Raw genomic sequence first — 21,888 nt, forward strand, 5'->3', positions numbered from 1 at the left:
GATCATTGCTCCTTTGTGGTGTCATCGGCGGCGGAAGCGAGAATTTCGGCCTGTTCGGCCGCGATGGCGATTTTCAGATCGTTGAGGGTTTCAAGAAAAACATGAAGCCTTTCTTCACCAAGGCGCGCCACAAGGTGTTCGCCAAAGTGGGAATAACGGGCCATGGCGCGCTTCATCAGCGCCTGCCCTTCGGGGGTCATCACCAGATAAACGGTGCGGCGATCCTGCCGGCTGCGCTGCCGCTGCAGATAGCCCAGCGCTTCCAGTTCATCGGCCCGCTGGCTGATGGTGGGAACGGCGTTATGCATGCGGTGGGCAAGCTCGGTGATCTTCATGCCGCCTTCATCGCCCGCGCCGTCGCAATGGGGGCAGAAACCGCGCTGGGTGTGATAAAGCGAACACATCATCTGGAACTGCCCGGCGCTCAGTTCGGCAACAGGCGATTGCTGAACGAACAGGTTGCGGATCTCGCGCCCGACGCGAAACAGTTCCTGCACATAGGGGTCGTTGAATTGCGGCATGGGTTACCTCCAAAATACTTTTGCTACAAAATAGTTAGCTGACCTAACTAAATGGAAAACGATAATAGCATAGCGCTTTTGAGCGCTCAATGCAAGAGAAAAATAATGAACAAATTGTGACCGGCGATGATGGCTTTTAAAAAGGGGCACAGAAGGTATTCTGCACCGGAAAAAAACAAAAAAACCGCGGGATCACATCGATCCCGCGGGTGGCGGTGAAAAAATCTACAGCTCCAGGCTGTCATACACCGTGCCGTCTAAAGTTTTCCATAAGAAGCGGTCGTTTTCAAGCACCATATAACCGCGGGGGCTGTTTTCTTTGGGGATGGAAACCGAGCCGGGGTTACAATAGAAAATGCCGTTTTCCTGCTGCTTGGCGGGAATATGAGTGTGGCCGCAAAGCAGGATATCGCCGGCGGAAAGCGCGGGCGGGTTCGAAAGATTCCAGGTATGGCCGTGTGTGGCGAAAATCAGGCGGCCTTTGGCTTCCAGCAGGCAATAATCGGCCATGACGGGGAAACGAAGCACCATCTGATCCACCTCGGCTTCACAATTGCCGCGCACGCTGAAAATGCGGCCGCTGTGGGCATTGAGCATGGAAATCACTTCTTTTGGGGCATACTCCTGTGGGAGGTCGTTGCGCGGGCCGTGGTAGAGGATATCCCCCAGAAAAAGCAAACGGTCTGCCTGTTCCTTTTCCCAGGCTTCCAGAAGGCCGCGGCAATAAAAAGCCGATCCGTGAAGATCGGAAGCGATCATCAGTTTCAAAAAAACACTCCTTTCAAAAATCATCTTGGCGCAGTTATTATACGGTTTTTTTGAAAAAAGGTAAAGAAAAAAAGAAAAGAATGCGCAAACGCGGCGTACCGGCGGCAAAAAACAAAAGGAAACCCGCTTTTTATCATTTCTTAGCGGGATATTTACATTTTGTTAATCCAATGCCGCGCGTTGTTCATTATAATAAAATCAACATAAAAAGAACCTGACGGCGGCAGGGATGCCGGCGCTGTTCCAAACAGTTTTTTGCGGTGGGAAAGGGAGGTCACATTTATGGCCAAAACATTATTGATTATCGAAGATGATGGAAATATCCGTGAACTTTTGCGCCTTTATTTAGAACAAGAGGGTTATCAGATCGAAATCGCCACAGACGGGCTGGAAGGTGTGCGCGCCTTCAAGCGTCTGCATCCCGATCTGGTGCTGCTGGATGTGATGATGCCCCAGATGGATGGCTGGCAGGTCATCAAAGAGATCCGCGCCTCCTCCAAGACGCCGGTCATCATGCTCACGGCAAAAGGCGAGACCTTCGACAAGGTTTCGGGGCTGGAGCTGGGGGCCGATGATTATATCACCAAGCCTTTTGAAATGCGCGAGCTCATCGCCCGCGTTCATGCCGTGATGCGCCGCTTTGATGAAGACAGCTCGCCCGCGAAGCTTCAGTTCGACAACCTGATCATCGATAAAGAATCTTATAATATCGTGGTGGGCGGCAAAAAAATGGAGATCCCGCCCAAAGAGATCGAGCTGCTTTATTTTCTGGCTTCTTCGCCCAACCGCGTGTTCACCCGCTCCCAGCTGCTGGATGATGTGTGGGGCTTCGATTATTTCGGCGACACCCGCACGGTGGATGTGCATGTGAAGCGCCTGCGCGAAAAACTGACGGGCGCCAGCGACCAATGGGAACTGAAAACCGTTTGGGGCGTAGGATATAAATTTGAAACAAGAGCATAAAAAACCGACAGACAGGCGGCAAAACCGATGAAAAGTATTTTTTTGAAAAATTTCATCATTTATTCTTTGGTGGTTATGCTCAGCTTCACCGCGCTGGGCGGCGCGTTCGTTTATCAGATCAATCAATTTGCTGCCGATGAAAAAGAAACACAGCTGAACACCACGGCTCAATATGCCGTGCAGAGCACGGAAAAATATTTAAAGACCAGTGTGGGCGCTCTGGATTTTTCGCGCCGCATGGAAGCCGCCGAGCAATATCGCATCAATATCATGCAGCTGGCGGGCAACCTCAACGGCAGAATTTTCATCTGTGATGCGGAAGGCAACCTGCAGTTTTACGGCACGGCGGATGGATGTTACGCCCAGGAAAACGGTGTGGTTTCTCAGGAAGCCATCACCGCCATCACAAAAAACGGTTCTTACAATGAAACAGGCACCTTTGCGGGGCTTCTCAATTCGCCCCATTTCACCAAGGGCCTGCCTGTCAAGATCAACGGCACGCTGGTGGCAACGGTGTTCACTTCGATGCCTGCCGACGCTTCGCTGAAACTGTTCATCAATATTTCAAGCACCTTCATTTTTATGATCTTCAGTGTTTTTCTGGTGGTTTTGATCGTCACCTATGTGATGGTTGACAGCACCCTCAGGCCGCTGAAAAACATCACGGCGGCATCGCGAAATTTCGCAAGGGGCGATTTCAGCAGCCGTGTGCCGCTGCCGAAACGGCGCGATGAACTGTATTCCATGACGCTGAGCTTTAACAGAATGGCAGACGCCATTGAAAACATGGAAAATCAGCGGCGCGATCTGGTGGCCAATGTTTCTCACGACCTGCGCACCCCCATGACCACCATCGGCGGGTTTATCGACGGCATTTTAGACGGCACCATCAAACCCGATCGGCAGGAATATTATCTGAACATCGTTTCAGAAGAGATCAAGCGCCTTTCACGCCTGGCCAACAGCATGCTGGAAGTTTCGCGGCTCGACAGCGGCGAAAAAGCGCTGAACAAAACTTCTTTCGACCTCAGCGAGATGATCCGCCGCATCGTTATCGGCTTTGAGAAAAAGCTGGAAGAGAAAAAGCTGGATCTTACTTTGGATATCCCCGAACAGGGCATGGTGACGGCCGATCACGATGCGATCTTTCAGGTGGTGTATAACCTGATCGACAACGCGGTGAAATTCACCAACGACAACGGTTCCATCATCATCTGCCTGACCATGAAAAAAGGCAAAGTGCAGTTCAACATTGTGAACACGGGCGCGGGCATCGCGCCGGATGATCTGAAACACATTTTCGATCGCTTTTATAAGGGCGACCGTTCCCGCAACAGCGGGGTAAAAAGTTCGGGCCTGGGGCTTTACATCGTGAAAACGCTGGTCAACCGCCACGGCGGCGATATTTCGGCCAAAAGCGATGAAGAACACACAGAGTTTTGCTTCACCATACCCGCAAACGAATAAACTTGGAGGCATTTTCTATGGCATTTGAATGGCGTGACGGTCAAGACGAAAACAATCAGGAAACACAGCATGATTACTATTATACAATGCCTTCTTACCAGACCTATGACCAGATCGTAGCGCGGAAAAAGCGCAAGGCGCGCGTGCGCCGCGGCGTGGCGCTGGTGGTGCTTCTGTTGGCGGTGGGCGGCGTTTCGGTGGTGGTCTTGCAGCAGAGAGCGGGCAAAGATGATGAAGACGGGCTGGCGAGCTATCAGCAGCCCGGCACCGTGCAGCAGCCCAAAACTTCCGGCGCGGCCGCGAAAAGCGATTTTTCGATGAAGCTGGAAGAGACCCCGAGCGACAGCAGCGCGGGAGCCATCGTGGTGAAAGATGTGAAAGACATCGTTAAAAAGGTGCAGCCCTCTGTGGTGGGCGTGGTAACGGAAAGCTTTCAGAATTATTCCACCGGCAGCACAGGTTCGGGCATCATCCTTTCGAAAAACGGCTATATCGTGACCAACAACCATGTGATCGAAGACGGCAACAATATCACGGTTTCGCTTTCCGACGGAAAAACCTATTCGGCTTATGTGATCGGCAAAGACGCGAAAACGGATATCGCCGTCATCAAGATCGATGCTTCCGATCTGCCGGCGGCGGAATTCGGCGACAGCGATAAGATCGAAGTGGGCGAAGCGGCCATCGCCATCGGCAACCCCATGGGGCTGGAGCTTCAGGGCTCGGTAACGGCGGGCATCATTTCGGGCATCAACCGCAATTTGCAGGTCAACAACGCCTATATGAATTTGATCCAGACCGATGCTTCCATCAACCCCGGCAACAGCGGCGGCGCGCTGATCAACGCCTATGGCCAGGTGGTCGGCGTCAACAGCGTGAAAATTTCGGTGGAAGGCTATGAGGGCATTGGGTTTGCCATCCCCATCAACAGCGTGAAACCCATTGTGGAAGAACTGATCGCCAACGGATATGTTTCGGGCAGACCTCTTGTGGGGATCAGCGGCAGGAACATCAGCCAGATGGCCGCCGCGTTTTATAACCTGCCCCAGGGCATTATCGTGGATGCCGTGGAGCCTTCTTCCAGCAGCGCCAAACAGGGGCTTCAGGCGGGCGATATCATCATCGGCGTGGATGGCACCCGCGTGACCACTATTTCACAGGCCACCAGCCTGCGCGATCAGCATAAAGCGGGCGATTCTTCAAAGATCACCATTTATCGAAAGGGCGCCACACTGGAACTCAACATCACCTTGATGGAAGAAGCCAATCTGGGCGATACCTATAATTTCTAAAAGATCAGAGCGAATCCCCTTCGGCGGCATGATTGATGCGCCGGAGGGGATTTTTTTTGCAAAAAACAGAAAAACGGCATTAAATTGACTGAAACGGCGTGAAATCAGTGGAAAACAAGAAATTCTCCATACAAAATATCGGTTTTTTGGATGATGTGCTGTTTACACCCGCCGCCCGCAGTGATAGAATGAAAAATAAAAGACGGCCAAAAAACGCCGCCGACAAAGTAATTTGTGTGAAATTGCAGGAGAGAAAGGGATGTATGCTGTATGAAACTAATGGTTTTAATTCTCAACAGAGTGGAATTATTGGATGACCTGTTGGAAAAATTCATGAAAGAGGGCATCAGCGGCGCCACGATTTTGCAAAGCCGCGGCATGGCCCACCAGCTTTTCAGCAACGCTTCGGAAGACCCGGGCTTTTTGGGTTCCTTAAAGGCGCTGTTAGACCCCGAGCGCGAAGAAAACCTCACTATCCTCACCGTTGTGAAGGATGAAATGGTGGCCCACGCAGTGGAAGTGATCGAAGATGTGGTCGGCGATTTGAAACGGCCCGATACGGGCATTGTCTTCACTGTGCCGGTAGATTTTATGAAGGGAATTCAATAACTGTGAAACTGAGTATACTTTTTTATCTGGGCTTGCTTTTGCTGGCAGGCCTTTTTGGCGGGCGCATGGTGAAACATGTGAAGCTGCCCAATGTAACGGGATATCTGCTGGCCGGGCTGCTGCTGGGGCCTTATGTTTTCAAGGTGCTCAAGGCGGATATGCTGCCGCAGCTGGATCTGATCTCTGAAATGGCGCTGGGCTTCATCGCATTTACCATCGGCGCCGAATTTAAAGCGAGCTATTTTAAAAAAATGGGCGCAATGCCTGTGGTGATCGCCATTTGCGAAGGCCTGGGCGCGATGCTGGTGGTGACCCTCAGCCTGCTGGCCGCCGGCCAGCCCCTGTCGTTTGCGCTGATGCTGGGCGCGATCTCCACCGCAACGGCCCCTGCGGCGACGATCATGGTCATCAAGCAATATAAGGCCCGCGGGCCGCTGACTTCCACGCTGCTCAGCGTGGTGGCGCTGGATGATGCCGTGGCGCTGATTTCCTTCGGCTTTGCGGTGGCGGTTTCGAAAAACCTGGAAGGCGCCGGCGGCTCGGTGATGAAAGCCATCTTACAGCCCTTTGGGGATGTGGCGCTGGCCTTGATTCTGGGCGTCGTGTTCGGTTTTGCGTTCATGGTTCCGCTGCGCTATTTCAAAAAACAATCCAACCGCCTTTGCATCACCACGGCGTTTGTGTTCCTTGCGGCTTCTATTTCGGAAGCACTGGGCGCTTCTTCCCTGCTGACCTGCATGGTCATGGGCGCAACTCTTATTAATATGAGCAACAGCGCCACAGAGATCATGTCGATCGCCGATATGGTCACGCCGCCGGTCTATATGCTGTTCTTTGTCATATCCGGCGCGGAACTGAACCTTTCCGTGCTGCCTTCGGTTGGTCTGGCGGGCATTATTTATGTGATCGCCCGTGTGGCCGGCAAATGGGGCGGCGCCATGTTTGGCGCAGCCGTGATGAAGGCCGAAAAAAACATCAAAAAATATCTTGGCCCCACTTTGATCCCGCAGGCGGGCGTCGCCATCGGCCTGACTCTGGTGGCCCAAAGCGTTGTGCCCGAATATGCGGCGGCCATCCGCGCCATCGTGCTTTGCGGAACGCTGATCTATGAAATCATCGGGCCGATGGTTTCGAAGGTCTGCCTTGTCAAAGCCGGTGAGATCGAACAGGAAAATTTATAAAGCCTTTTTCAGAAATCGCCTGCCGAAGAAATTCTTCGGCAGGCGATTTTTTATTGCCCGAAAAAAGGAACATTACAAAAAGAAAACAGAAAATTACAAAATGTTGATTTATGATTTTTACAGTTACGAAAAAGTAACGAATTGAATGACGAACTGTTACAAAGGGGCTTTTTGGCAGAATTGACAGATTTGAATGAATATTCACAAAAGAAACCGGAAATAATGAGAAATATCAAGCATATAATACAATACAACCGCAAATAAAATGGAAGCAAAGGGAAAATTTAACGCCAAAACAAGGGGATGAAGCACGGGGCAAATAAAAAAAGGTTGCAAAACAGTGTCAAATCGGTTACAATATATCCAGTTCCGAAAACACCGAAAGAATACAAAACGGAAAACGGGCTAAAGACAGCCTGATAAATGATCCCAAACGGCAGCGCCGGGCGGGATGTTTAAAGGGGGATTCTTCTTATGAATCAAACAAAACACAATGGTCGCCTGGCGCCGCTTTGCGCAATGCTGACCGCAACATTTTTATTACTGACCCTGATGCTGACTTCAGTGAATACGGTGGCCGTTTATGACGGCAGCGACATGAAGCTGGTCAATACGCTTTCTTCCAAACCCGCCGATGCGGTGGCTTTGGCGGGCATCGAGCTTTCGGCAAAAGACGAAATGGTGGTTACCGATGATTTGAGCGACGGGCTGGGCAAGATCCAGATCAACCGCGCCTTTCCTGTTTCCATCACCGCAGACGGCAGCACCATGATGCTGCAGACCACCGGCGACACCGTGGCCAACATTTTGGCCGAAGCGGGCATCACCCTTTCCGAAACCGATATGGTTTCGCCTGCGGCGGATGCCATGGTGCGCAGCGGCAGCGATATCACCGTGCGCCGCATCACGATCATCAACGAAAAGGTTGCTTCGGAAATTCCTTTCGAAACCGTGAAAAGCAACACCAACGAACTGAAAAAAGGCACCAGCCGCGTGGTTACAGCGGGCCAGAACGGCCAGAAGGTCACCACCTATCGCGTGGAATATCACGATGGCGTCGAAGCTTCGAGAACAGAGGTTTCTTCTGAAGTAACGGCACAGCCTGTTAATGAAGTTGTGCAAATCGGCACAGGCGGTGTTGTAAGTTACAACGGAAACGAGTATAGTTATAGCAGAGTGCTGAACATGCGCGCCACCGCTTATACCACCGAGGGCAAATCGTGGAAGAGAACGGCCTCGGGAACCACCGCAAGAGTGGGCGCCGTGGCGGTGGATAGAAATGTGATTCCTTTGGGCAGCAAGCTGCTCATCCGCGGTTCCAACGGCGGATGGTATTATGGCGTTGCCGTGGCCGAAGACACCGGCGTGAAGGGCAACACCATCGACCTTTTTTATAACACCTATCGCGAATGCGTCAATTTCGGTGTGCGCGGCGCGACAGTTTATGTGCTCGATTAAAAACAGAATGGGTGATCGATCTGAAGCTATGTGATATCGGCGTGATCCGGGAGATCCTTTCGCGCCACGGTTTTCATTTTTCAAAAAGTCTGGGGCAGAATTTCCTTTGCGCCCCGCATGTGCCGGTGGCCATCGCAGAAGGCGCGGGCATTGAAGAAGAAACCAATGTGTTGGAGGTAGGGCCGGGAATCGGCACTTTGACACAGGAGCTTTGCAAAAGAGCAAAAAAGGTGGTTTGCGTGGAACTCGACCACCGCCTGCCCGCGGTGTTAGCTGAAACGCTGGCAGAGTTTAATAATGTAAAAGTGATAGAGGGCGATATCTTAAAAACAGATCTTCGCGCTTTATGTGATAAAGAATTTAGCGCAGGCAAAATCGTTGCCTGCGCTAATTTGCCGTATTATATCACCACCCCCGCCATCACGGCGTTGGTGGATTCACGGTGTTTTGATGCGGTGACAGTGATGGTTCAAAAAGAGGTCGCCCGGCGCATCTGCTCAAAACCGGGCAGCAGCGAATATGGCGCGTTCACCGTTTATGTGCAGTATCACGCCCAGGCCAAAATCATTCTGGATGTTCCGGCGGGATGCTTCATCCCCGCGCCCAAAGTGGATTCGGCCGTGGTGAGGCTAGATTTGAGAAAAGAGCCTCCCGCCTTCGTGGAAGACGAAGAAATGTTCTTCCGTGTGGTGAAGGCGGCCTTTGCCCAGCGGCGCAAAACTTTGCTTAATTGTCTGCGCCAGGGCTTTTCACAGCTTTCGCGTGAACAGCTTTGCCAGTGCCTTTTGCAAAGCGGTCTGGCCGAGAATGTGCGCGGCGAATGCCTGGGGCTAGAGGAATTTGCGGCTTTGGCCAAAAATATTGCTGAAATTTCGGGGAAATAGCAGAACAACTAAAAATAAAGCTTATCTTATGGAATAAATGACAATTGATAAAAACATCCTTCGGTCGTATGATAAAAGATAGAAGATAACATTCGGCACAATGTATAAAAACTTGGGGGAAAATTGTGCAAAGTGTTATTTTTTTATCACAGTCTATGAGGGAGGCTATTTGTTATGCCATTAACAGCAAACAAAAAGGTGTTGAAATTCGTTGAGGATTCTGCCGCGCTGACACAGCCCGATCGCATTGTCTGGATCGACGGAAGCGAAGAGCAGATGAACGCTTTGAGGGAAGAAGCGGTTCGCACCGGCGAAATGATTCGCCTGAACGAAGAAAAATTACCGGGATGTTATTATCATAGAACACGGGTCAACGATGTGGCGCGCGTGGAAAACCGCACCTTCATCTGCTGCCGTGAAGAAAAGAACGCCGGCCCCACCAACCACTGGATGGAGCCGCAGGAAGCTTATAAAATGGCTTCGGATATCGTTCGCGGCAAAATGAAGGGGCGCACGATGTATGTGATCCCCTATTCCATGGGGCCCGTGGGTTCCAAATTTTCAAAAATCGGCATCGAACTGACCGATTCGATTTATGTGGTGCTCAACATGAACATCATGACCCGCGTGGGTAAAAATGTTCTGGATGTATTGGGCGACAGCGAAGATGTTGTGTGCGGCCTTCACGCCATGTGCGATGTGGAAGAAGAAAACCGTTATATCCTGCAATTCCCCGAAGATAACGCGATCTGGTCTTGCAACTCGGCTTATGGCGGCAATGTGCTTCAGGGCAAAAAATGCTTCGCTTTGCGCATTGCTTCTTATCAGGGCAAAAACGAAGGCTGGATGGCGGAACATATGTTGATCTTAGGGGTGGAAAACCCCCAGGGCGAAACGAAATACATTGCGGCCGCGTTCCCTTCGGCTTGCGGCAAAACCAACCTTGCCATGCTGATCCCGCCCGAAGTTTATCGCAAAAAGGGCTATAAAGTGTGGTGTGTGGGCGATGATATCGCGTGGATCCGCGTGGGCAAAGACGGCCGTCTGTGGGCCATCAACCCCGAAGCGGGCTTCTTTGGCGTGGCCCCCGGCACCAATGTCAAATCGAACCCCAACGCGCTGAAAAGCACACAGCGCGACACCATTTTCACCAATGTGGCTTATAACCCCACCGATAACACCGTGTGGTGGGAAGGCCTTGATAAAAACCCGCCGGAAGGCCTGATCGAATGGAAGGGCAGCGTTTGGGATCGCAGCAGCGGCGAAAAAGCAGCCCACCCCAATTCCCGTTTCACGGCGCCGGCCAGAAACTGCCCCTGCATTTCAAAGCATTGGGAAGATGCCGAAGGCGTGCCGCTTTCCGCCATTATTTTCGGCGGCAGAAGAGCCAAAACAGCGCCGCTGGTTTATGAATCGAGAGATTGGGATCATGGCGTGTTTGTGGGCTCGGTGATGGCTTCTGAAACAACGGCCGCCGCCGCGGGCGCCGTGGGCGTTGTTCGCCGCGACCCGATGGCCATGCTGCCGTTCTGCGGATATCATATGGGCGATTATTTTGCCCACTGGATCGACATGGGCAAAAAAGTGGCAAAGCAGCCGAAAATTTTCAATGTGAACTGGTTCCGCCTGGATGAAGACGGGCACTTCATGTGGCCCGGTTTCGGCGATAATTTCCGTGTGCTGGAATGGATCTTAAAGCGCTGCGACGGCGAAGTGGGCGCGCAGGAAACCGCCATCGGCTATGTGCCCAACGCGGAAGACATCAATTTGGACGAGCTGGATTATCAGATCACCGAAACACGCAAGTTCGATCGTGACGCGCTGCGCGAGATCTTATCGGTGGAAAAAGAATATTGGCGCGAAGACTGCAAATCGATCCATGAATTTTATGATAAATTGGGCGATCGTTTGCCCGAGGAACTGAAAAAATCTTTGGAAACACTGGAAAACAACATTAAATAGCTTTACAATAGATTCCGGCAGGAAAAGAAACCTGCCGGAATCTTATTTTATTGTGGGGAAGAAACATGAAATATTTTGCGTGGTATTTGCTCGCTATCAATTTTCTGGCGTGGGCGCTTTGCGGAATCGACAAATGGAAGGCCCGCCGCGGAAGCTGGCGCATCCCGGAAAAAACGCTGCTGCTCAGCGCGGCTGCGGGCGGAAGTATCGGCTTTTTGATCGGCATGAAAATCTTTCATCACAAGACAAAACATAAAAAATTCACCCTTGGCGTTCCGGCCATCCTGCTGGTGCAGTTATGCGCGGCCGCGGCAGTGATCTATTATTTTTATGGGAAACAGTAGGGCACTGCGCTGAAAAACGCAAAGGGCAGGCGCTGAAAAACGGCGTTTTGCCGCCGGTGAGAAAACACGGCGCGATGGAAGCGAAAAACGGCATTTTGCCGTCCAAACAGAGCGAAAAAGCTTTTGGGGCGGCGTTCACGAAAAATTTTCAGGAGCGGCAGAAACTGCTCCTGTTTTTTATTTCTTTTGGCGGCGGAAGTTGTTATAATAAGAGCAGCAGCAAAAGAACTGCGCAGAACAAGAAAACGGAGGAGACCATGGTCAAAAAACTTTTGCGTGGCATCTTTTGCATTCTTCTATTGACGGCGGCAGGGGCTTGTTATGCCCGATGGTGCGAGCCGCGCTGGGTGGAAGTGAAGCATGTCACTTTGAAAGGCGCTTTCGAAAAGGAATATACCGTTGCGGCCTTTGGAGATACCCATATTGGGTTTTATGAAAATGAGCAGCAATTTCAAAAAGTCATCGACACCGTGAACAAAGAAAAACCTGACGCCGTTTTGTTTCTGGGCGATCTGTTTGATGAATATAACAGCTATACCGGCGATATCCAAACCGTAATCCGCGACCTCTCACAGCTGGAAGCGGGAACAAAACTGGCGGTGATGGGCAACCACGATGTGGGCGGCGGCGCCGAATCGGTTTATCAGAAAATGATGAAAGAGGCCGGGTTTTCTGTGCTGCGCAATCAAGCCGTGGAAGACGGGCAGATCAATTTTATCGGCGCCGAGGATTCGATGTTTTATCACCCTGAAACCGCGCAGCTTTTGCGCGATGACCGCTATAACCTGGTGATCTCGCATGAGCCGGATTACGCCAAGCAGGCGGGAAAATTCGGTTTGCTGGTGGCGGGGCATACCCACGGCGGCCAGATCGCCCTGCCGTTTTACGGCGCGCTGGTGAAAGTGCCGGGCGGCAAAACCTATACCGCCGGCCTTTATGAAACAGAGAACGGCAAAGTTTATGTGAACCGCGGAATCGGAACGACCCATTGGCCTTTGCGATTTTTTGCAAGACCTGAGATAACCATTTTTCATTTTTTGCCTGCCGATGCATAAAAATAAAGCAATGGAAGCATCAACAGGAAACGGGAGGATATGAAAATGCAAAATTTTGAGTTTTACTGCCCCACCAAGGTGGTTTTTGGAAAAGAAACACAAAGCGCATGCGGAAGATTGGTAAAAGAATTCGGCGGCAAAAAAGTCCTGCTGCATTATGGCTCGGCAAGCGCCGAAAAATCGGGCCTTTTAGAGCAGATCAGAGCCTCGCTGCGCGAAGCGGAGATCCCCTTCATTGAATTGGGCGGTGTGGTTCCCAACCCGCGCCTGAGCCTTGTTCACCGCGGCATTGAACTGGCATTGCGCGAGCAGGCAGACTTTTTGCTGGCGGTGGGCGGCGGCAGCGTGATCGATTCGGCCAAAGCCATTGCCGTGGGCGCGTTTCACCGGGGCGAAGAAGTGTGGGATTTTTACAGCGGCAAAAAAACACCGCGCGGTGCGCTGCCGCTGGGATGTGTGCTCACCATTGCCGCCGCCGGCAGCGAAACCAGCCAATCCAGTGTGATCACCAATGAAGAAACCGGCGAAAAGCGCGGCATGAACACCGATCTTTACCGCCCGCGTTTTGCGGTGATGAACCCCGAGCTCACTTACACGCTGCCCGCTTATCAAACGGCGGCAGGCGTTGTGGATATTATGATGCACACCATGGAGCGCTATTTCACCCCTGCGCAGGGCAACGACCTGACAGATGAGATCGCCGAAGATATCATTCACAGCGCGGTGAAATATGGCCCCAGAGCGCTGGATTATCCGAACGATTATGAAGCGAGAAGCGAACTGATGTGGGCGGGCAGCCTTTCCCATAACACTCTGACAGGGCTGGGCAGGCCTTCTGATTTTTCGGTGCATCAGCTGGGGCATGAGCTTTCGGCAAAATTCGACGCCACCCATGGCGCCACCCTTTCGGCCCTGTGGGGCAGCTGGGCGCGGGCGGTCTATCACACCGATCTGACCCGCTTTGCGCGGTTTGCCCGCAAAGGGTGGAATATCAACACGGCGGATTTTGAACAGGCGGCCGAAAGCGCCATTGCCACCACCGAAGATTTCTTCCACACCATGCGGATGCCCGCGTCGATCCCCGAACTTTTGGGCCGCCAGCTCAGCGAAGAAGAACTGGTGCAGCTGGCCGACCGATGCAGCCGCGGAGGAACCCGCAAAATCGGCGTCTTCTGCCCGATGGATCGGGAAGGAATGCTCAAAATTTATCGGGAAGCAAATACGATTTGATTGACACACAAACCTCTCTTTCTGCGTAGGATATAAGGAATTATGGCGGGCGAAGCCATAAAGAGATCGAACGATCCGTGAAAAAAGGAGAGGTTTTATGAGCGATCAGTTGGAATATGGGCCGCAGAATTTCAGCAGCGGTTTGGCGTATCCCGAGATCCCCTGCGGCCGCAACCCCAAGCTGGCGGCGGTGCTGATGGAGGATTATGCGGGGAACGCTTCGGAACTCACGGCGGTGATGCAGTATTTATACGGTTCCTGGATGGTCAGAGAAAACTGCCCCGAAGTTTATGAGGCGCTGAAATACATCTCGATCATTGAAATGGAACATATGGATGCACTGGCCGAAGCAATTATGAATTTGGGCGGCGACCCGAAATATATCACCTGCGGCGGCAGAAAACCCGAGCAATATTGGAACGCCAAAGCGGTGGATTACAGCAAGGCGCGCTGCAATATTTTATTATCCAGCATCGGGGCCGAGCGGGCCGCCATCAATCGCTATCAGCAGCAGATCCAGACGGTTGGCGATGAGGCGGTGGCAGCGCTGCTGCAGCGCATCGTGATGGATGAACAGATCCACCTGCGCGCATTTATGGAGCTCTATCAGAAATATGAAGGCGGTCACGCCGAGTGATAGGGCGCAGTTGCCCAAAAGCGGCCTCGGGAACCCGAGGCCGCTTTTTATAAACAGGGCGGAAAACAGAAAAAGTTTCCGCGGAAAGGGAAAAAGATGAACAGTGCATGGTTCACAACGGAACAATTGGAAAAGGATACTTTTGTCATCAGCGAATATAAGCATTGGGAAGAGACCCATTGCTATTTGCTTTTGGGAGAACAAAGCGCGGCGCTGATCGACACGGGGCTGGGGGTGGCGGATATTCGAAAAGAAGTTCGCGCCATCACCGATCTGCCCATTCAGGTGGTCACCACCCATATCCATGCCGATCATATCGGCGGGCATGGGCTGTTTGAAAACAGGGCGATCCCCGCAGAGGAACGGGCGTGGTTCGAAGAAAAATTCCCGCTGCCAACCGCGTTCGTGCTGCAAAATAATTTATTGAAGCAGCCTTGCGATTTTCCGCCGGAATTCGACCCGAAAAACTATCATATTTATCAGGGCAAAGCCGAAAGGCTGCTGCGCGACGGCGACCGGGTCGATTTGGGCGGGCGCATACTGACGGCGCTGCATACCCCCGGGCATTCGCCGGGGCATCTCTGCTTTTATGAACAGGCGCGCAAGACCCTTTACAGCGGTGATTTGCTGTATCTGGGCGCGTTGGATTGCTATTACCCCACCACCGACCCGGAAGCTTTTGCGGCATCGGCAGAAAAAGCGGCCAGCCTGCCGCTTGAAAAAATTTACCCCGGCCACCATCAGTTGAAGGTTTCGCCCGATCTGGCCCAAAGGGTGGCGGCGGCTTTCAAACAGCTGAAAGAGCAGGGGCGGCTGAAGCAGGGGAACGGCATCATTCCTTTCGGTGATTTTTCCATTCATCTGTAAACAAAGGCGCTTTGCCTGGGTATCTTTTGAAAATATCCAGAAGAAGGCAGAAAGAAATTGATAACACAGGGCGGATGTGATACAATTCAACTGCAGAAGAGTGCTTTTTTAAACACGGAAATGGCGGAGGAAAACCAATGCAATCACCTGATCAATACCCATTAGAAGGGCTGGATGGACACGCGGCGGTTCTGGCGGTGGGACAAACTCTGCGCAGGATCGACAGAAGGCTGATGGATCATGGCGCCCGCGTGGCCTATATCGCTTGTGAACTGATGGAAGAAGGACAGCTGGATCTGGATAAAAAGACCCTGCTGATGCTTTGCCTGTTTCATGATATCGGCGCATATAAGACAGATGAGATCAGCCGCATGCTGGAATTTGACACGCGAAATGTGTGGAACCATTCCTGCTACGGTTATCTTTTTTTGAAATATTTTACTCCATTGGAAGAAAAAGCAGAGGCCGTTTTATATCATCATATCCCTTGGAAGGAAACGGCAAGGCTGCCAAATCCCATTCGAAATTATGCGGGCATGATCCACTTCGCCGACAGAGTGGATATTATGGCGCGCGGGGATAAACAGCAGAAACAGCACTTTCAGCAGCTTTGCGAAAACGGAAGCGGCTTCTTTTCAAAGGAAACCATCGAGATCTTTCAAAGCTGTGTTGAAAAGCGCCGCCTTTTTGAATGTTTGGAAAACGGCGAATACAGGCAGACGATCAGGCAGCATTTGAACGGCATGGAAATTTCATCCGAAGAAGCCTTGCAATATTTGAAAATGCTGGTGTATTCCATTGATTTCCGCAGTGAATACACGGTGACACACACGATAAACACCACTGCCATCAGCCTGAACATCGCGAAACATTTTAACCTTTCCAAGGCTGAAAAGGAAAAGATCTATCTGGGCGCGCTGCTGCATGATGTGGGGAAAATCGCCATCCCGCTGGAAATTTTGGAATTCCCGGGGAAACTGACCCCCGAGCAGATGGCTGTTATGCGCACGCATGTATCGGAAACAGAGAGCATGATCGAAGGCATTGTAGACGATGAAATTTGCCAGATCGCCGCAAGGCACCATGAAAAACTGGATGGAAGCGGATATCCTCACGGCAGAACCGCGGAGGAACTGACTTTTCCACAGCGGATCGTTGCGGTGGCCGATATCATCAGCGCCTTGGCCAGCCGCCGAAGCTATAAAGAACCGTTCCCGCAGGAAAAAACCATTCAGATTTTGATGGGTATGCAGCAAAAACAGCTGGATGGCGAGATCTGCCGTTATGTGGCTGCAAATTATGAAGGCATTATGGCGGATACTGATACGCAAAGAGATCCGGTGATCCATCAATATCAGCAGATCTATCAGGAGTTTTTGCAATTGCAGCGAGCGGAAAAGAAAAGCAGTGCTTCTCAGGGATGAGAAACACTGCTTTTTTATCGTTGCTTTAAAAATCACGGCGCCCTTCTAACGCGCGGGTCAGGGTGACTTCATCCGCATATTCCAAATGGCCGCCCACGGGCACGCCATAGGCAAGGCGGGTGATGCGAACACCAAAAGGCTTGAGCAGGCGGGAAAGATACATGGCCGTGGCCTCGCCTTCGGTATCGGGGTTTGTGGCCATGATGACCTCGGTGACATCTTCCGTTTCATCGGCCACGCGCTCAAGCAGCTCTTTGATGCGCAGCTGTTCGGGGCCGATGCCGTTGAGGGGCGAAATGGCGCCATGCAGCACATGGTAAAGGCCGTGATATTCACGGGTGCGCTCTAAGGCGATCACATCTTTCGGATCGGTGACCACGCAAATGGTGTGATGATCGCGGGTGGGATCGGAACAGATGCTGCAGGTTTCGCTGTCGGTCAGGTTCTGACAGATCTTACAGGTGGAAACCGTGTTTTTCGCTTCTAAGATTGCCTGCGCAAATTCCTCCGCCTGTTCGCGGGGCAAAGCCAGCACAAAAAAGGCCAGCCGCTGAGCGGTTTTATAACCGATGCCCGGAAGGCGTTCAAATTGTTCGATCAGTTTTTCGACCGGCGCTGCAAAATATTTCATCTTACATCAGCCCGGGCATTCCGCCGGTGAGCTTTGAAATTTCGCTGGAATAGGTTTCATCCGATTGCTTCATGGCTTCGTTCACGGCGGCCATCACCAGATCGGAAAGCATTTCGGCATCTTCAGGGTCGATCACTTCGGGCGAGATCACCAGCGAAATGAGGGCCTTGGATTTGATGGTGGCGGTAACCGCGCCGCCGCCCGCCGAAGCGGTGAATTCGCGATCGTTGAGTTCATCTTGCTTTTTGGCCATATCCTGCTGCATTTTTTGAGCTTGTTTCATCAGGGCGTTCATGTTGAAGCCGCCGCCCATAGGCATTTTTCCGGGTTTCATTTGCAAATACCACCTTTTTTGAAATTATAATAAATCGTTATTTGACTGACAGAAGGGCAGAAAAACCATTCTGTGTTATTCTTTTTCGGTGACCTCCACGCCCATTTGGCGGGCGGAACTTAAGAGATCGTCTAAATCGTTGGAAGTCTCGGCTTCCTGAGGCTGGCCTTTGGCTTTCAGCTTGATGGCAGAAAAACCGATCGCCTGCGCCGCGGTTTCGAGGATCGTGAGCATATTGGGGCGGTCTAAAAACAGCAGGCCCTCCTCATCGATCCAGGCAACCAGCTGCTGGCCCTTGGCGGTATATTCCCCCATGCGGATATAAGTGGCGCAGGCGGGGTTCATCCGCCGACCTTTCAGCGCGGCAAAAAAGCGTTCTTTCAGCTGGGCATCGCCCGAAACGGAAGGAGAAGGCTTTGCGGCAGGTTCCGTTTCTTTGGGGGGCACCGAGGAGGAAGCCGCCGGCACGGGCGCGGAAGCAACCGGGGCGGAAGCAACCGGGGCCGCGGAACGGGAAGCGGCGGCGGGCGCGAGGGCCATTGCGGCGGCAGCGCCGCGGCAGAGTTTTAAAAGACACATTTCACCATCGGCGCGGCGAATGGCGCTGCGCGTAAGGCGGGAAAGCGTTTCATGCAGGGTCTGCACATAAAATTCCATATCCTGCGCGGAAGCCAGAGCCGCCGCGGGTTTTAATTCTTCATAGGTGAAGAAAGAGCTGTTGAGGATCGTCTGGGGATCTTTTACGGCCTGGATGATATAAAGATCGCGAATCAGCGAAAGCAGTTCATCCAGCAGGGAGGTGATGTCGCGCCCCTGCACATAGCAATCGTAAAAATCGGAAAGCGCCGCCGAAGCATCATGGCGGCAGACGGCCTGAAAGATGGAAAGAATTTTTTCATGCTCGGTGATGCCCAAACATTCGACCACCTGCTTTTCTTCGATGGGGCGGTCGCCCGCGACACATCGATCGAGCAGAGAAATCGCGTCGCGCATGGAGCCATCCCCCAGTTTGGCCAGCAGAAGCGCGGCCTTCGGGGAAAGAGATAAATTTTCCTGAGCGGCAATATAAGAAAGCCGCTGCGCAATGGTTTCGGGTGTAATGCGGCGAAAATCATAACGCTGGCAGCGCGAAAGGATCGTGGCGGGCACTTTATGAATTTCGGTGGTAGCCAGAATGAAAAGAACATGTTCCGGCGGTTCTTCCAGCGTTTTCAGCAGCGCGTTGAATGCACCGGAAGAAAGCATATGCACTTCGTCGATGATATAAACACGCATTTTCAGTTGGGCGGGGGAATAATTGACCTCTTCACGGATTTCACGGATGTTTTCTACGCCGTTGTTGGAAGCGGCATCGATCTCCATCACATCCATCGCGCTGTCATCTAAAACAGAAAGACAGGCTTCACAATGGTTGCAGGGGTTCCCGTTTTGGGGGGAGAGACAGCAGGCCGCGCGCGCCAGAATTTTGGCGCAGGTGGTTTTGCCTGTGCCGCGTGTGCCTGTGAAAAGATAGGCATGAGAAAGCCTCCCCGCTTCGACTTGTGCCCGAAGCGCAGAGGTGATATGTTCTTGCCCAACCACATCATCAAAGGTGAGTGGGCGCCATTTACGATAAAGGGCCTGATGAGCCATCAGACGGCACCTCCCACAAAAAGTTTATGGTCTATAAAACAGCAGCGACTCCCAAGGCTGCACACCGTTCCTTCGAAAACAACCTTTGCCCGTAACCCGTATGCTCGGCTCAAAACCGGTTTGCCGCGGCACACAAATGGTGCCGCTTAATGCTGCTCGGTTCCCCGCCTGACATGTTTCACGGCTATTTGTTGCGCGGGACCGGTCTCTCACAGCTTTACATACGAGGCAGACAACAAAAAATTGAATCCTCTGAAACGGAATTAACCCCTGCATATAGCGGATTTCAGGTAATAAGGAACCGCTGACTCCCCGGTTAGTGCAGCCTTGGCAGGCGCCGCTGTGAAATATATTATAAACCATCATTGCCCAATTAGCAACCAAAATCTTATTGACAAAATCATGTATCTTGATGTATCCTATATAAGAACCTGTGAGACGCTTGAAACAGGCAACATCTTTTTTTAGAGCGTGGATTGAAATGGCAGGTTTTAACTTATATGGAGCGGTATCGAAGTGGTCATAACGGCCCTGACTCGAAATCAGGTAGTCTCGCAAGAGGCTCGTGGGTTCGAATCCCACCCGCTCCGCCAACGGGGCTCTTAGCCCAACAAAAGGGTCACCAATCAAGGTGATCCTTTTGTTTATTATCTGAGGAATTGAGGTGATTTCTATGTGGGATAGAATCATACGGATTGAATGGTTAGAACCATTACTGATCGAGGATGCAATTGCCTCCCCACTATCTCGCCAAGCCGGACTCTACTACATTACACGATTGTTTGGAACAAAAGAAACCTGTTTATACATTGGCAAGTCAGCGAATACTGTTCGTCAACGATTAAAGGCCCACAACAAAGATTGGGTGCATGACTATCGAGGAAAAATTTTTGTGCGTTTGGGGAAAATAGTTTACCCAAATGTTGTCGATGCGGAGCTGATAGACCATGCAGAAAGTGCCTTGATTTTTGAGCATGGCGATATTTTGACTGATAACACAGACAAACGATTAACTTATTCCTACAGCGACTTATATCGTATTGAAAACATCGGCAACTGCTTTGAACTGAAGAAAAAGATTCGGATGCACAATCACTAATAGATGAAAAGGCTTAAAATGCATTTCTCTGTAATCGGGCATATCTTTACACAGCAGCCTTGACATCGAATCATTTCAAGAGGGAAAAAGAAAATGGACATACAATGCAAGATATCCTGCGAAAGTAAAGAACTTAAGCTGCTTTCTTTTTGCTATTTTCAAGAGATGGAAAAAGATCCATATAACAGTGATTTGAGTTTTTACCTTGCTGTAAAACATGGTTTTTGGAGCGGCTGCGCGATGATTTATACTAAAAGAGCAGAGTTCACCCAATTTGCAAAGCAACTTTCAGATTTATATGAATCTTTGTCAGGGCAAGCAGAACTTTACGATATCGAACTTGCCGAAACGGTGGTTTCATTTCATGCGCAGAAAAGAGGATACATCAAAATTTCAGGAACGCTTCAAAATGGTTTTGACCCTGAAAGCGGAGAGCAGTTACGGTTTGGTTTCACGATCGATCAAAGCGAAATGAAGGGGTTTATCAGCCAGGTGAACGCCGCTGCCGCGGCATTTGATGGTTTATATGAGCAAAAGAAAAGAAGCAAAAAGCCGTGGAAAGAAATGTGCAGCGACGGAAACATTCCATTTTAGAATGGTATGCTATGAAAATATGACTCTGCGATAGATGCAGCGAAAGGCGCACCGATTGTTTCGGTGCGCCTTTCGCATTTTTAAATTGGCAGTTATCATGAGGAAAAGTGATATGAAACCAAAGAAAAAGGCGAAAATGTGGCTATAAAGTTGAAAAAATAGATAAAATTGCAATGGAATGGAAGCGAAAGTTGTTGAAAAGCATCAAAAAGACAGAAAAGTGTTGCAAAATACGCTTTTCAGTGATATGATGGCCGGGTACTTGAATCTGGTTCAAGTGTGGAGGTTTCTATGTCGAACAAAATCGAAAACGCAAGAGAAAAACTGATGAAGACCGGAAAGCAATGCCTGCTGGAGGGCAAAGATTCCGATTTTTCGGTAAAAGAGGTCGCGGCGCAATGCGGCATGGCAACAGGAACTTTTTATCAATATTTCCCCAGCAAAGAGGCGCTGATTTTCAACATTCTTCAGAAAGATTGGGAAGAACTGCTTACATCTTTTGATGAAATCAAAGAAGAGGAAATTTCGCTGCACGAAAAGATAAACTTTGTTTTTAACGGCCTTGCGGGGTTTGAAACCAATTACCGCAATTCGCCGGCTGTGGCGCTGGCTTTGCGCAAGGAATATGCCGAGATTCGGCGGGATAATCTGCAGAGGATGTATCGCGTGCTGGAAAAGCTGGTTCGCATTGAGGTGAGCCGCGGGCATCTTGTGTTATGCGGCGATGCGGGGCGCACGGCTTTGCTGATGACGCAGCTTTTTCTGGCGGTTGGCCGCAACACGGATATGCCCTATGACCAGGTGGCGGAATGTTTGAGATTTCACGATAACAACCCGCAAGCGATTTTTGAGGCGGAAGGAATGGATGCTTAAGCGATGAACGGATCGCGGCACTTTGTTCCGTTGAAAGCAAGAAAGCAAAAACGAACCGGATAA

At 51.1% G+C, this 21,888-nt stretch carries 22 protein-coding genes, 1 tRNA gene and 1 other RNA gene; 18 read left to right on the top strand and 6 right to left on the bottom strand.

Features of this window, described 5'->3' with window-relative positions; translation table 11 throughout:
* Positions 1 to 2 precede the first annotated feature (2 nt).
* Together ACJA3I_RS04635 and yfcE are read right to left on the bottom strand one after the other, a co-directional pair.
* Entirely contained in the window at positions 3 to 521 is a 519-nt protein-coding gene (locus tag ACJA3I_RS04635) for a MarR family winged helix-turn-helix transcriptional regulator (RefSeq protein WP_458863603.1), read from the bottom strand.
* Between the two features lie 225 nt (positions 522 to 746).
* Positions 747 to 1,289: a phosphodiesterase gene (gene yfcE, locus ACJA3I_RS04640; protein WP_458863604.1), complete on the bottom strand. Its 543-nt coding sequence runs from the start codon at positions 1,287 to 1,289 to the stop codon at positions 747 to 749.
* A 282-nt stretch (positions 1,290 to 1,571) separates the two neighbouring features.
* Here yfcE and ACJA3I_RS04645 point away from each other — a divergent pair, with 282 nt between their 5' ends.
* The 14 genes from ACJA3I_RS04645 (at position 1,572) to ACJA3I_RS04710 (ending at position 16,662) form a co-directional block, all read left to right on the top strand.
* Complete coding sequence (locus tag ACJA3I_RS04645) at positions 1,572 to 2,252, top strand: response regulator transcription factor (RefSeq protein ID WP_458863605.1); 681 nt, start codon at positions 1,572 to 1,574, stop codon at positions 2,250 to 2,252.
* 27 nt (positions 2,253 to 2,279) lie between these two features.
* On the top strand, positions 2,280 to 3,719 hold the full coding sequence (locus ACJA3I_RS04650) for a sensor histidine kinase (RefSeq protein WP_458863606.1): 1,440 nt from the start codon (positions 2,280 to 2,282) through the stop codon (positions 3,717 to 3,719).
* 17 nt (positions 3,720 to 3,736) lie between these two features.
* On the top strand, positions 3,737 to 5,011 hold the full coding sequence (locus tag ACJA3I_RS04655; RefSeq protein ID WP_458863607.1) for a S1C family serine protease: 1,275 nt from the start codon (positions 3,737 to 3,739) through the stop codon (positions 5,009 to 5,011).
* Between the two features lie 270 nt (positions 5,012 to 5,281).
* Positions 5,282 to 5,620, top strand: a complete 339-nt coding sequence (locus tag ACJA3I_RS04660; RefSeq protein ID WP_458863608.1) for a P-II family nitrogen regulator — start codon at positions 5,282 to 5,284, stop codon at positions 5,618 to 5,620.
* A 2-nt stretch (positions 5,621 to 5,622) separates the two neighbouring features.
* Positions 5,623 to 6,801: a cation:proton antiporter gene (locus tag ACJA3I_RS04665; protein ID WP_458863609.1), complete on the top strand. Its 1,179-nt coding sequence runs from the start codon at positions 5,623 to 5,625 to the stop codon at positions 6,799 to 6,801.
* Positions 6,802 to 7,275: 474 nt separating this feature from the next.
* Positions 7,276 to 8,259 (top strand): G5 domain-containing protein, encoded by a 984-nt coding sequence (locus ACJA3I_RS04670; protein ID WP_458863610.1) that lies wholly within the window; start codon positions 7,276 to 7,278, stop codon positions 8,257 to 8,259.
* Positions 8,260 to 8,270: 11 nt separating this feature from the next.
* Positions 8,271 to 9,143 carry a 16S rRNA (adenine(1518)-N(6)/adenine(1519)-N(6))-dimethyltransferase RsmA gene (gene rsmA, locus ACJA3I_RS04675; protein ID WP_458863611.1) on the top strand — a complete coding sequence of 291 codons (873 nt, stop codon included), beginning with the start codon at positions 8,271 to 8,273 and terminating at the stop codon, positions 9,141 to 9,143.
* 174 nt (positions 9,144 to 9,317) lie between these two features.
* Complete coding sequence (locus ACJA3I_RS04680; RefSeq protein WP_458863612.1) at positions 9,318 to 11,105, top strand: phosphoenolpyruvate carboxykinase (GTP); 1,788 nt, start codon at positions 9,318 to 9,320, stop codon at positions 11,103 to 11,105.
* 65 nt (positions 11,106 to 11,170) lie between these two features.
* The gene (locus ACJA3I_RS04685; RefSeq protein ID WP_458863613.1) at positions 11,171 to 11,449 is read left to right on the top strand and encodes a DUF1294 domain-containing protein; all 279 of its coding nucleotides are present in this window, start codon (positions 11,171 to 11,173) and stop codon (positions 11,447 to 11,449) included.
* Positions 11,450 to 11,706: 257 nt separating this feature from the next.
* Positions 11,707 to 12,504 (top strand): metallophosphoesterase, encoded by a 798-nt coding sequence (locus ACJA3I_RS04690; RefSeq protein ID WP_458863614.1) that lies wholly within the window; start codon positions 11,707 to 11,709, stop codon positions 12,502 to 12,504.
* Between the two features lie 45 nt (positions 12,505 to 12,549).
* The gene (locus tag ACJA3I_RS04695) at positions 12,550 to 13,734 is read left to right on the top strand and encodes an iron-containing alcohol dehydrogenase (RefSeq protein WP_458863615.1); all 1,185 of its coding nucleotides are present in this window, start codon (positions 12,550 to 12,552) and stop codon (positions 13,732 to 13,734) included.
* A gap of 97 nt (positions 13,735 to 13,831) precedes the next feature.
* Positions 13,832 to 14,371 carry a ferritin-like domain-containing protein gene (locus ACJA3I_RS04700; protein ID WP_458863616.1) on the top strand — a complete coding sequence of 180 codons (540 nt, stop codon included), beginning with the start codon at positions 13,832 to 13,834 and terminating at the stop codon, positions 14,369 to 14,371.
* Between the two features lie 96 nt (positions 14,372 to 14,467).
* A complete protein-coding gene (locus tag ACJA3I_RS04705) occupies positions 14,468 to 15,238 on the top strand; it encodes an MBL fold metallo-hydrolase (RefSeq protein ID WP_458863617.1) in 771 nt (256 codons plus the stop codon).
* A gap of 137 nt (positions 15,239 to 15,375) precedes the next feature.
* Entirely contained in the window at positions 15,376 to 16,662 is a 1,287-nt protein-coding gene (locus tag ACJA3I_RS04710) for an HD domain-containing protein (protein WP_458863618.1), read from the top strand.
* A 25-nt stretch (positions 16,663 to 16,687) separates the two neighbouring features.
* Here the strand turns inward: ACJA3I_RS04710 and recR are convergent, their stop codons facing one another.
* The 4 genes from recR to ffs form a co-directional block, all read right to left on the bottom strand.
* Entirely contained in the window at positions 16,688 to 17,293 is a 606-nt protein-coding gene (recR, locus tag ACJA3I_RS04715; protein ID WP_458863619.1) for a recombination mediator RecR, read from the bottom strand.
* Position 17,294: 1 nt separating this feature from the next.
* Positions 17,295 to 17,627: a YbaB/EbfC family nucleoid-associated protein gene (locus ACJA3I_RS04720; RefSeq protein WP_458863620.1), complete on the bottom strand. Its 333-nt coding sequence runs from the start codon at positions 17,625 to 17,627 to the stop codon at positions 17,295 to 17,297.
* A 75-nt stretch (positions 17,628 to 17,702) separates the two neighbouring features.
* Positions 17,703 to 19,259 (bottom strand): DNA polymerase III subunit gamma/tau, encoded by a 1,557-nt coding sequence (gene dnaX / locus ACJA3I_RS04725; protein WP_458863621.1) that lies wholly within the window; start codon positions 19,257 to 19,259, stop codon positions 17,703 to 17,705.
* Positions 19,260 to 19,316: 57 nt separating this feature from the next.
* An RNA gene (gene ffs / locus ACJA3I_RS04730) (signal recognition particle sRNA large type) lies at positions 19,317 to 19,584 on the bottom strand.
* Between the two features lie 177 nt (positions 19,585 to 19,761).
* On the opposite strand from ffs, the gene ACJA3I_RS04735 reads away from it, so the two are divergent.
* The 4 genes from ACJA3I_RS04735 (at position 19,762) to ACJA3I_RS04750 (ending at position 21,825) form a co-directional block, all read left to right on the top strand.
* A tRNA-Ser gene (locus tag ACJA3I_RS04735) sits at positions 19,762 to 19,852 on the top strand.
* Between the two features lie 80 nt (positions 19,853 to 19,932).
* Entirely contained in the window at positions 19,933 to 20,358 is a 426-nt protein-coding gene (locus tag ACJA3I_RS04740; RefSeq protein WP_458863622.1) for a GIY-YIG nuclease family protein, read from the top strand.
* A 93-nt stretch (positions 20,359 to 20,451) separates the two neighbouring features.
* Complete coding sequence (locus ACJA3I_RS04745; protein ID WP_458863623.1) at positions 20,452 to 20,952, top strand: WapI family immunity protein; 501 nt, start codon at positions 20,452 to 20,454, stop codon at positions 20,950 to 20,952.
* Between the two features lie 291 nt (positions 20,953 to 21,243).
* On the top strand, positions 21,244 to 21,825 hold the full coding sequence (locus ACJA3I_RS04750) for a TetR/AcrR family transcriptional regulator (protein ID WP_458863624.1): 582 nt from the start codon (positions 21,244 to 21,246) through the stop codon (positions 21,823 to 21,825).
* Positions 21,826 to 21,888: the final 63 nt, after the last annotated feature.

The organism is Acidaminobacterium chupaoyuni, assembly GCF_047936785.1.
Lineage (GTDB): Bacteria > Bacillota > Clostridia > Oscillospirales > Butyricicoccaceae > Acidaminobacterium > Acidaminobacterium chupaoyuni.

Excerpts from the sequence above, each read along its gene's own strand:
- ACJA3I_RS04635 (WP_458863603.1), bottom strand. The coding sequence starts at position 521 with ATGCCGCAATTCAACGACCCCTATGTGCAGGAACTGTTTCGCGTCGGG.
- ACJA3I_RS04645 (WP_458863605.1), top strand. The coding sequence starts at position 1,572 with ATGGCCAAAACATTATTGATTATCGAAGATGATGGAAATATCCGTGAA.
- ACJA3I_RS04650 (WP_458863606.1), top strand. The coding sequence starts at position 2,280 with ATGAAAAGTATTTTTTTGAAAAATTTCATCATTTATTCTTTGGTGGTT.
- ACJA3I_RS04655 (WP_458863607.1), top strand. The coding sequence starts at position 3,737 with ATGGCATTTGAATGGCGTGACGGTCAAGACGAAAACAATCAGGAAACA.
- ACJA3I_RS04660 (WP_458863608.1), top strand. The coding sequence starts at position 5,282 with ATGAAACTAATGGTTTTAATTCTCAACAGAGTGGAATTATTGGATGAC.
- ACJA3I_RS04670 (WP_458863610.1), top strand. The coding sequence starts at position 7,276 with ATGAATCAAACAAAACACAATGGTCGCCTGGCGCCGCTTTGCGCAATG.
- ACJA3I_RS04680 (WP_458863612.1), top strand. The coding sequence starts at position 9,318 with ATGCCATTAACAGCAAACAAAAAGGTGTTGAAATTCGTTGAGGATTCT.
- ACJA3I_RS04685 (WP_458863613.1), top strand. The coding sequence starts at position 11,171 with ATGAAATATTTTGCGTGGTATTTGCTCGCTATCAATTTTCTGGCGTGG.
- ACJA3I_RS04690 (WP_458863614.1), top strand. The coding sequence starts at position 11,707 with ATGGTCAAAAAACTTTTGCGTGGCATCTTTTGCATTCTTCTATTGACG.
- ACJA3I_RS04695 (WP_458863615.1), top strand. The coding sequence starts at position 12,550 with ATGCAAAATTTTGAGTTTTACTGCCCCACCAAGGTGGTTTTTGGAAAA.
- ACJA3I_RS04700 (WP_458863616.1), top strand. The coding sequence starts at position 13,832 with ATGAGCGATCAGTTGGAATATGGGCCGCAGAATTTCAGCAGCGGTTTG.
- ACJA3I_RS04705 (WP_458863617.1), top strand. The coding sequence starts at position 14,468 with ATGAACAGTGCATGGTTCACAACGGAACAATTGGAAAAGGATACTTTT.
- ACJA3I_RS04710 (WP_458863618.1), top strand. The coding sequence starts at position 15,376 with ATGCAATCACCTGATCAATACCCATTAGAAGGGCTGGATGGACACGCG.
- recR (WP_458863619.1), bottom strand. The coding sequence starts at position 17,293 with ATGAAATATTTTGCAGCGCCGGTCGAAAAACTGATCGAACAATTTGAA.
- ACJA3I_RS04720 (WP_458863620.1), bottom strand. The coding sequence starts at position 17,627 with ATGAAACCCGGAAAAATGCCTATGGGCGGCGGCTTCAACATGAACGCC.
- dnaX (WP_458863621.1), bottom strand. The coding sequence starts at position 19,259 with ATGGCTCATCAGGCCCTTTATCGTAAATGGCGCCCACTCACCTTTGAT.
- ACJA3I_RS04740 (WP_458863622.1), top strand. The coding sequence starts at position 19,933 with ATGTGGGATAGAATCATACGGATTGAATGGTTAGAACCATTACTGATC.
- ACJA3I_RS04745 (WP_458863623.1), top strand. The coding sequence starts at position 20,452 with ATGGACATACAATGCAAGATATCCTGCGAAAGTAAAGAACTTAAGCTG.
- ACJA3I_RS04750 (WP_458863624.1), top strand. The coding sequence starts at position 21,244 with ATGTCGAACAAAATCGAAAACGCAAGAGAAAAACTGATGAAGACCGGA.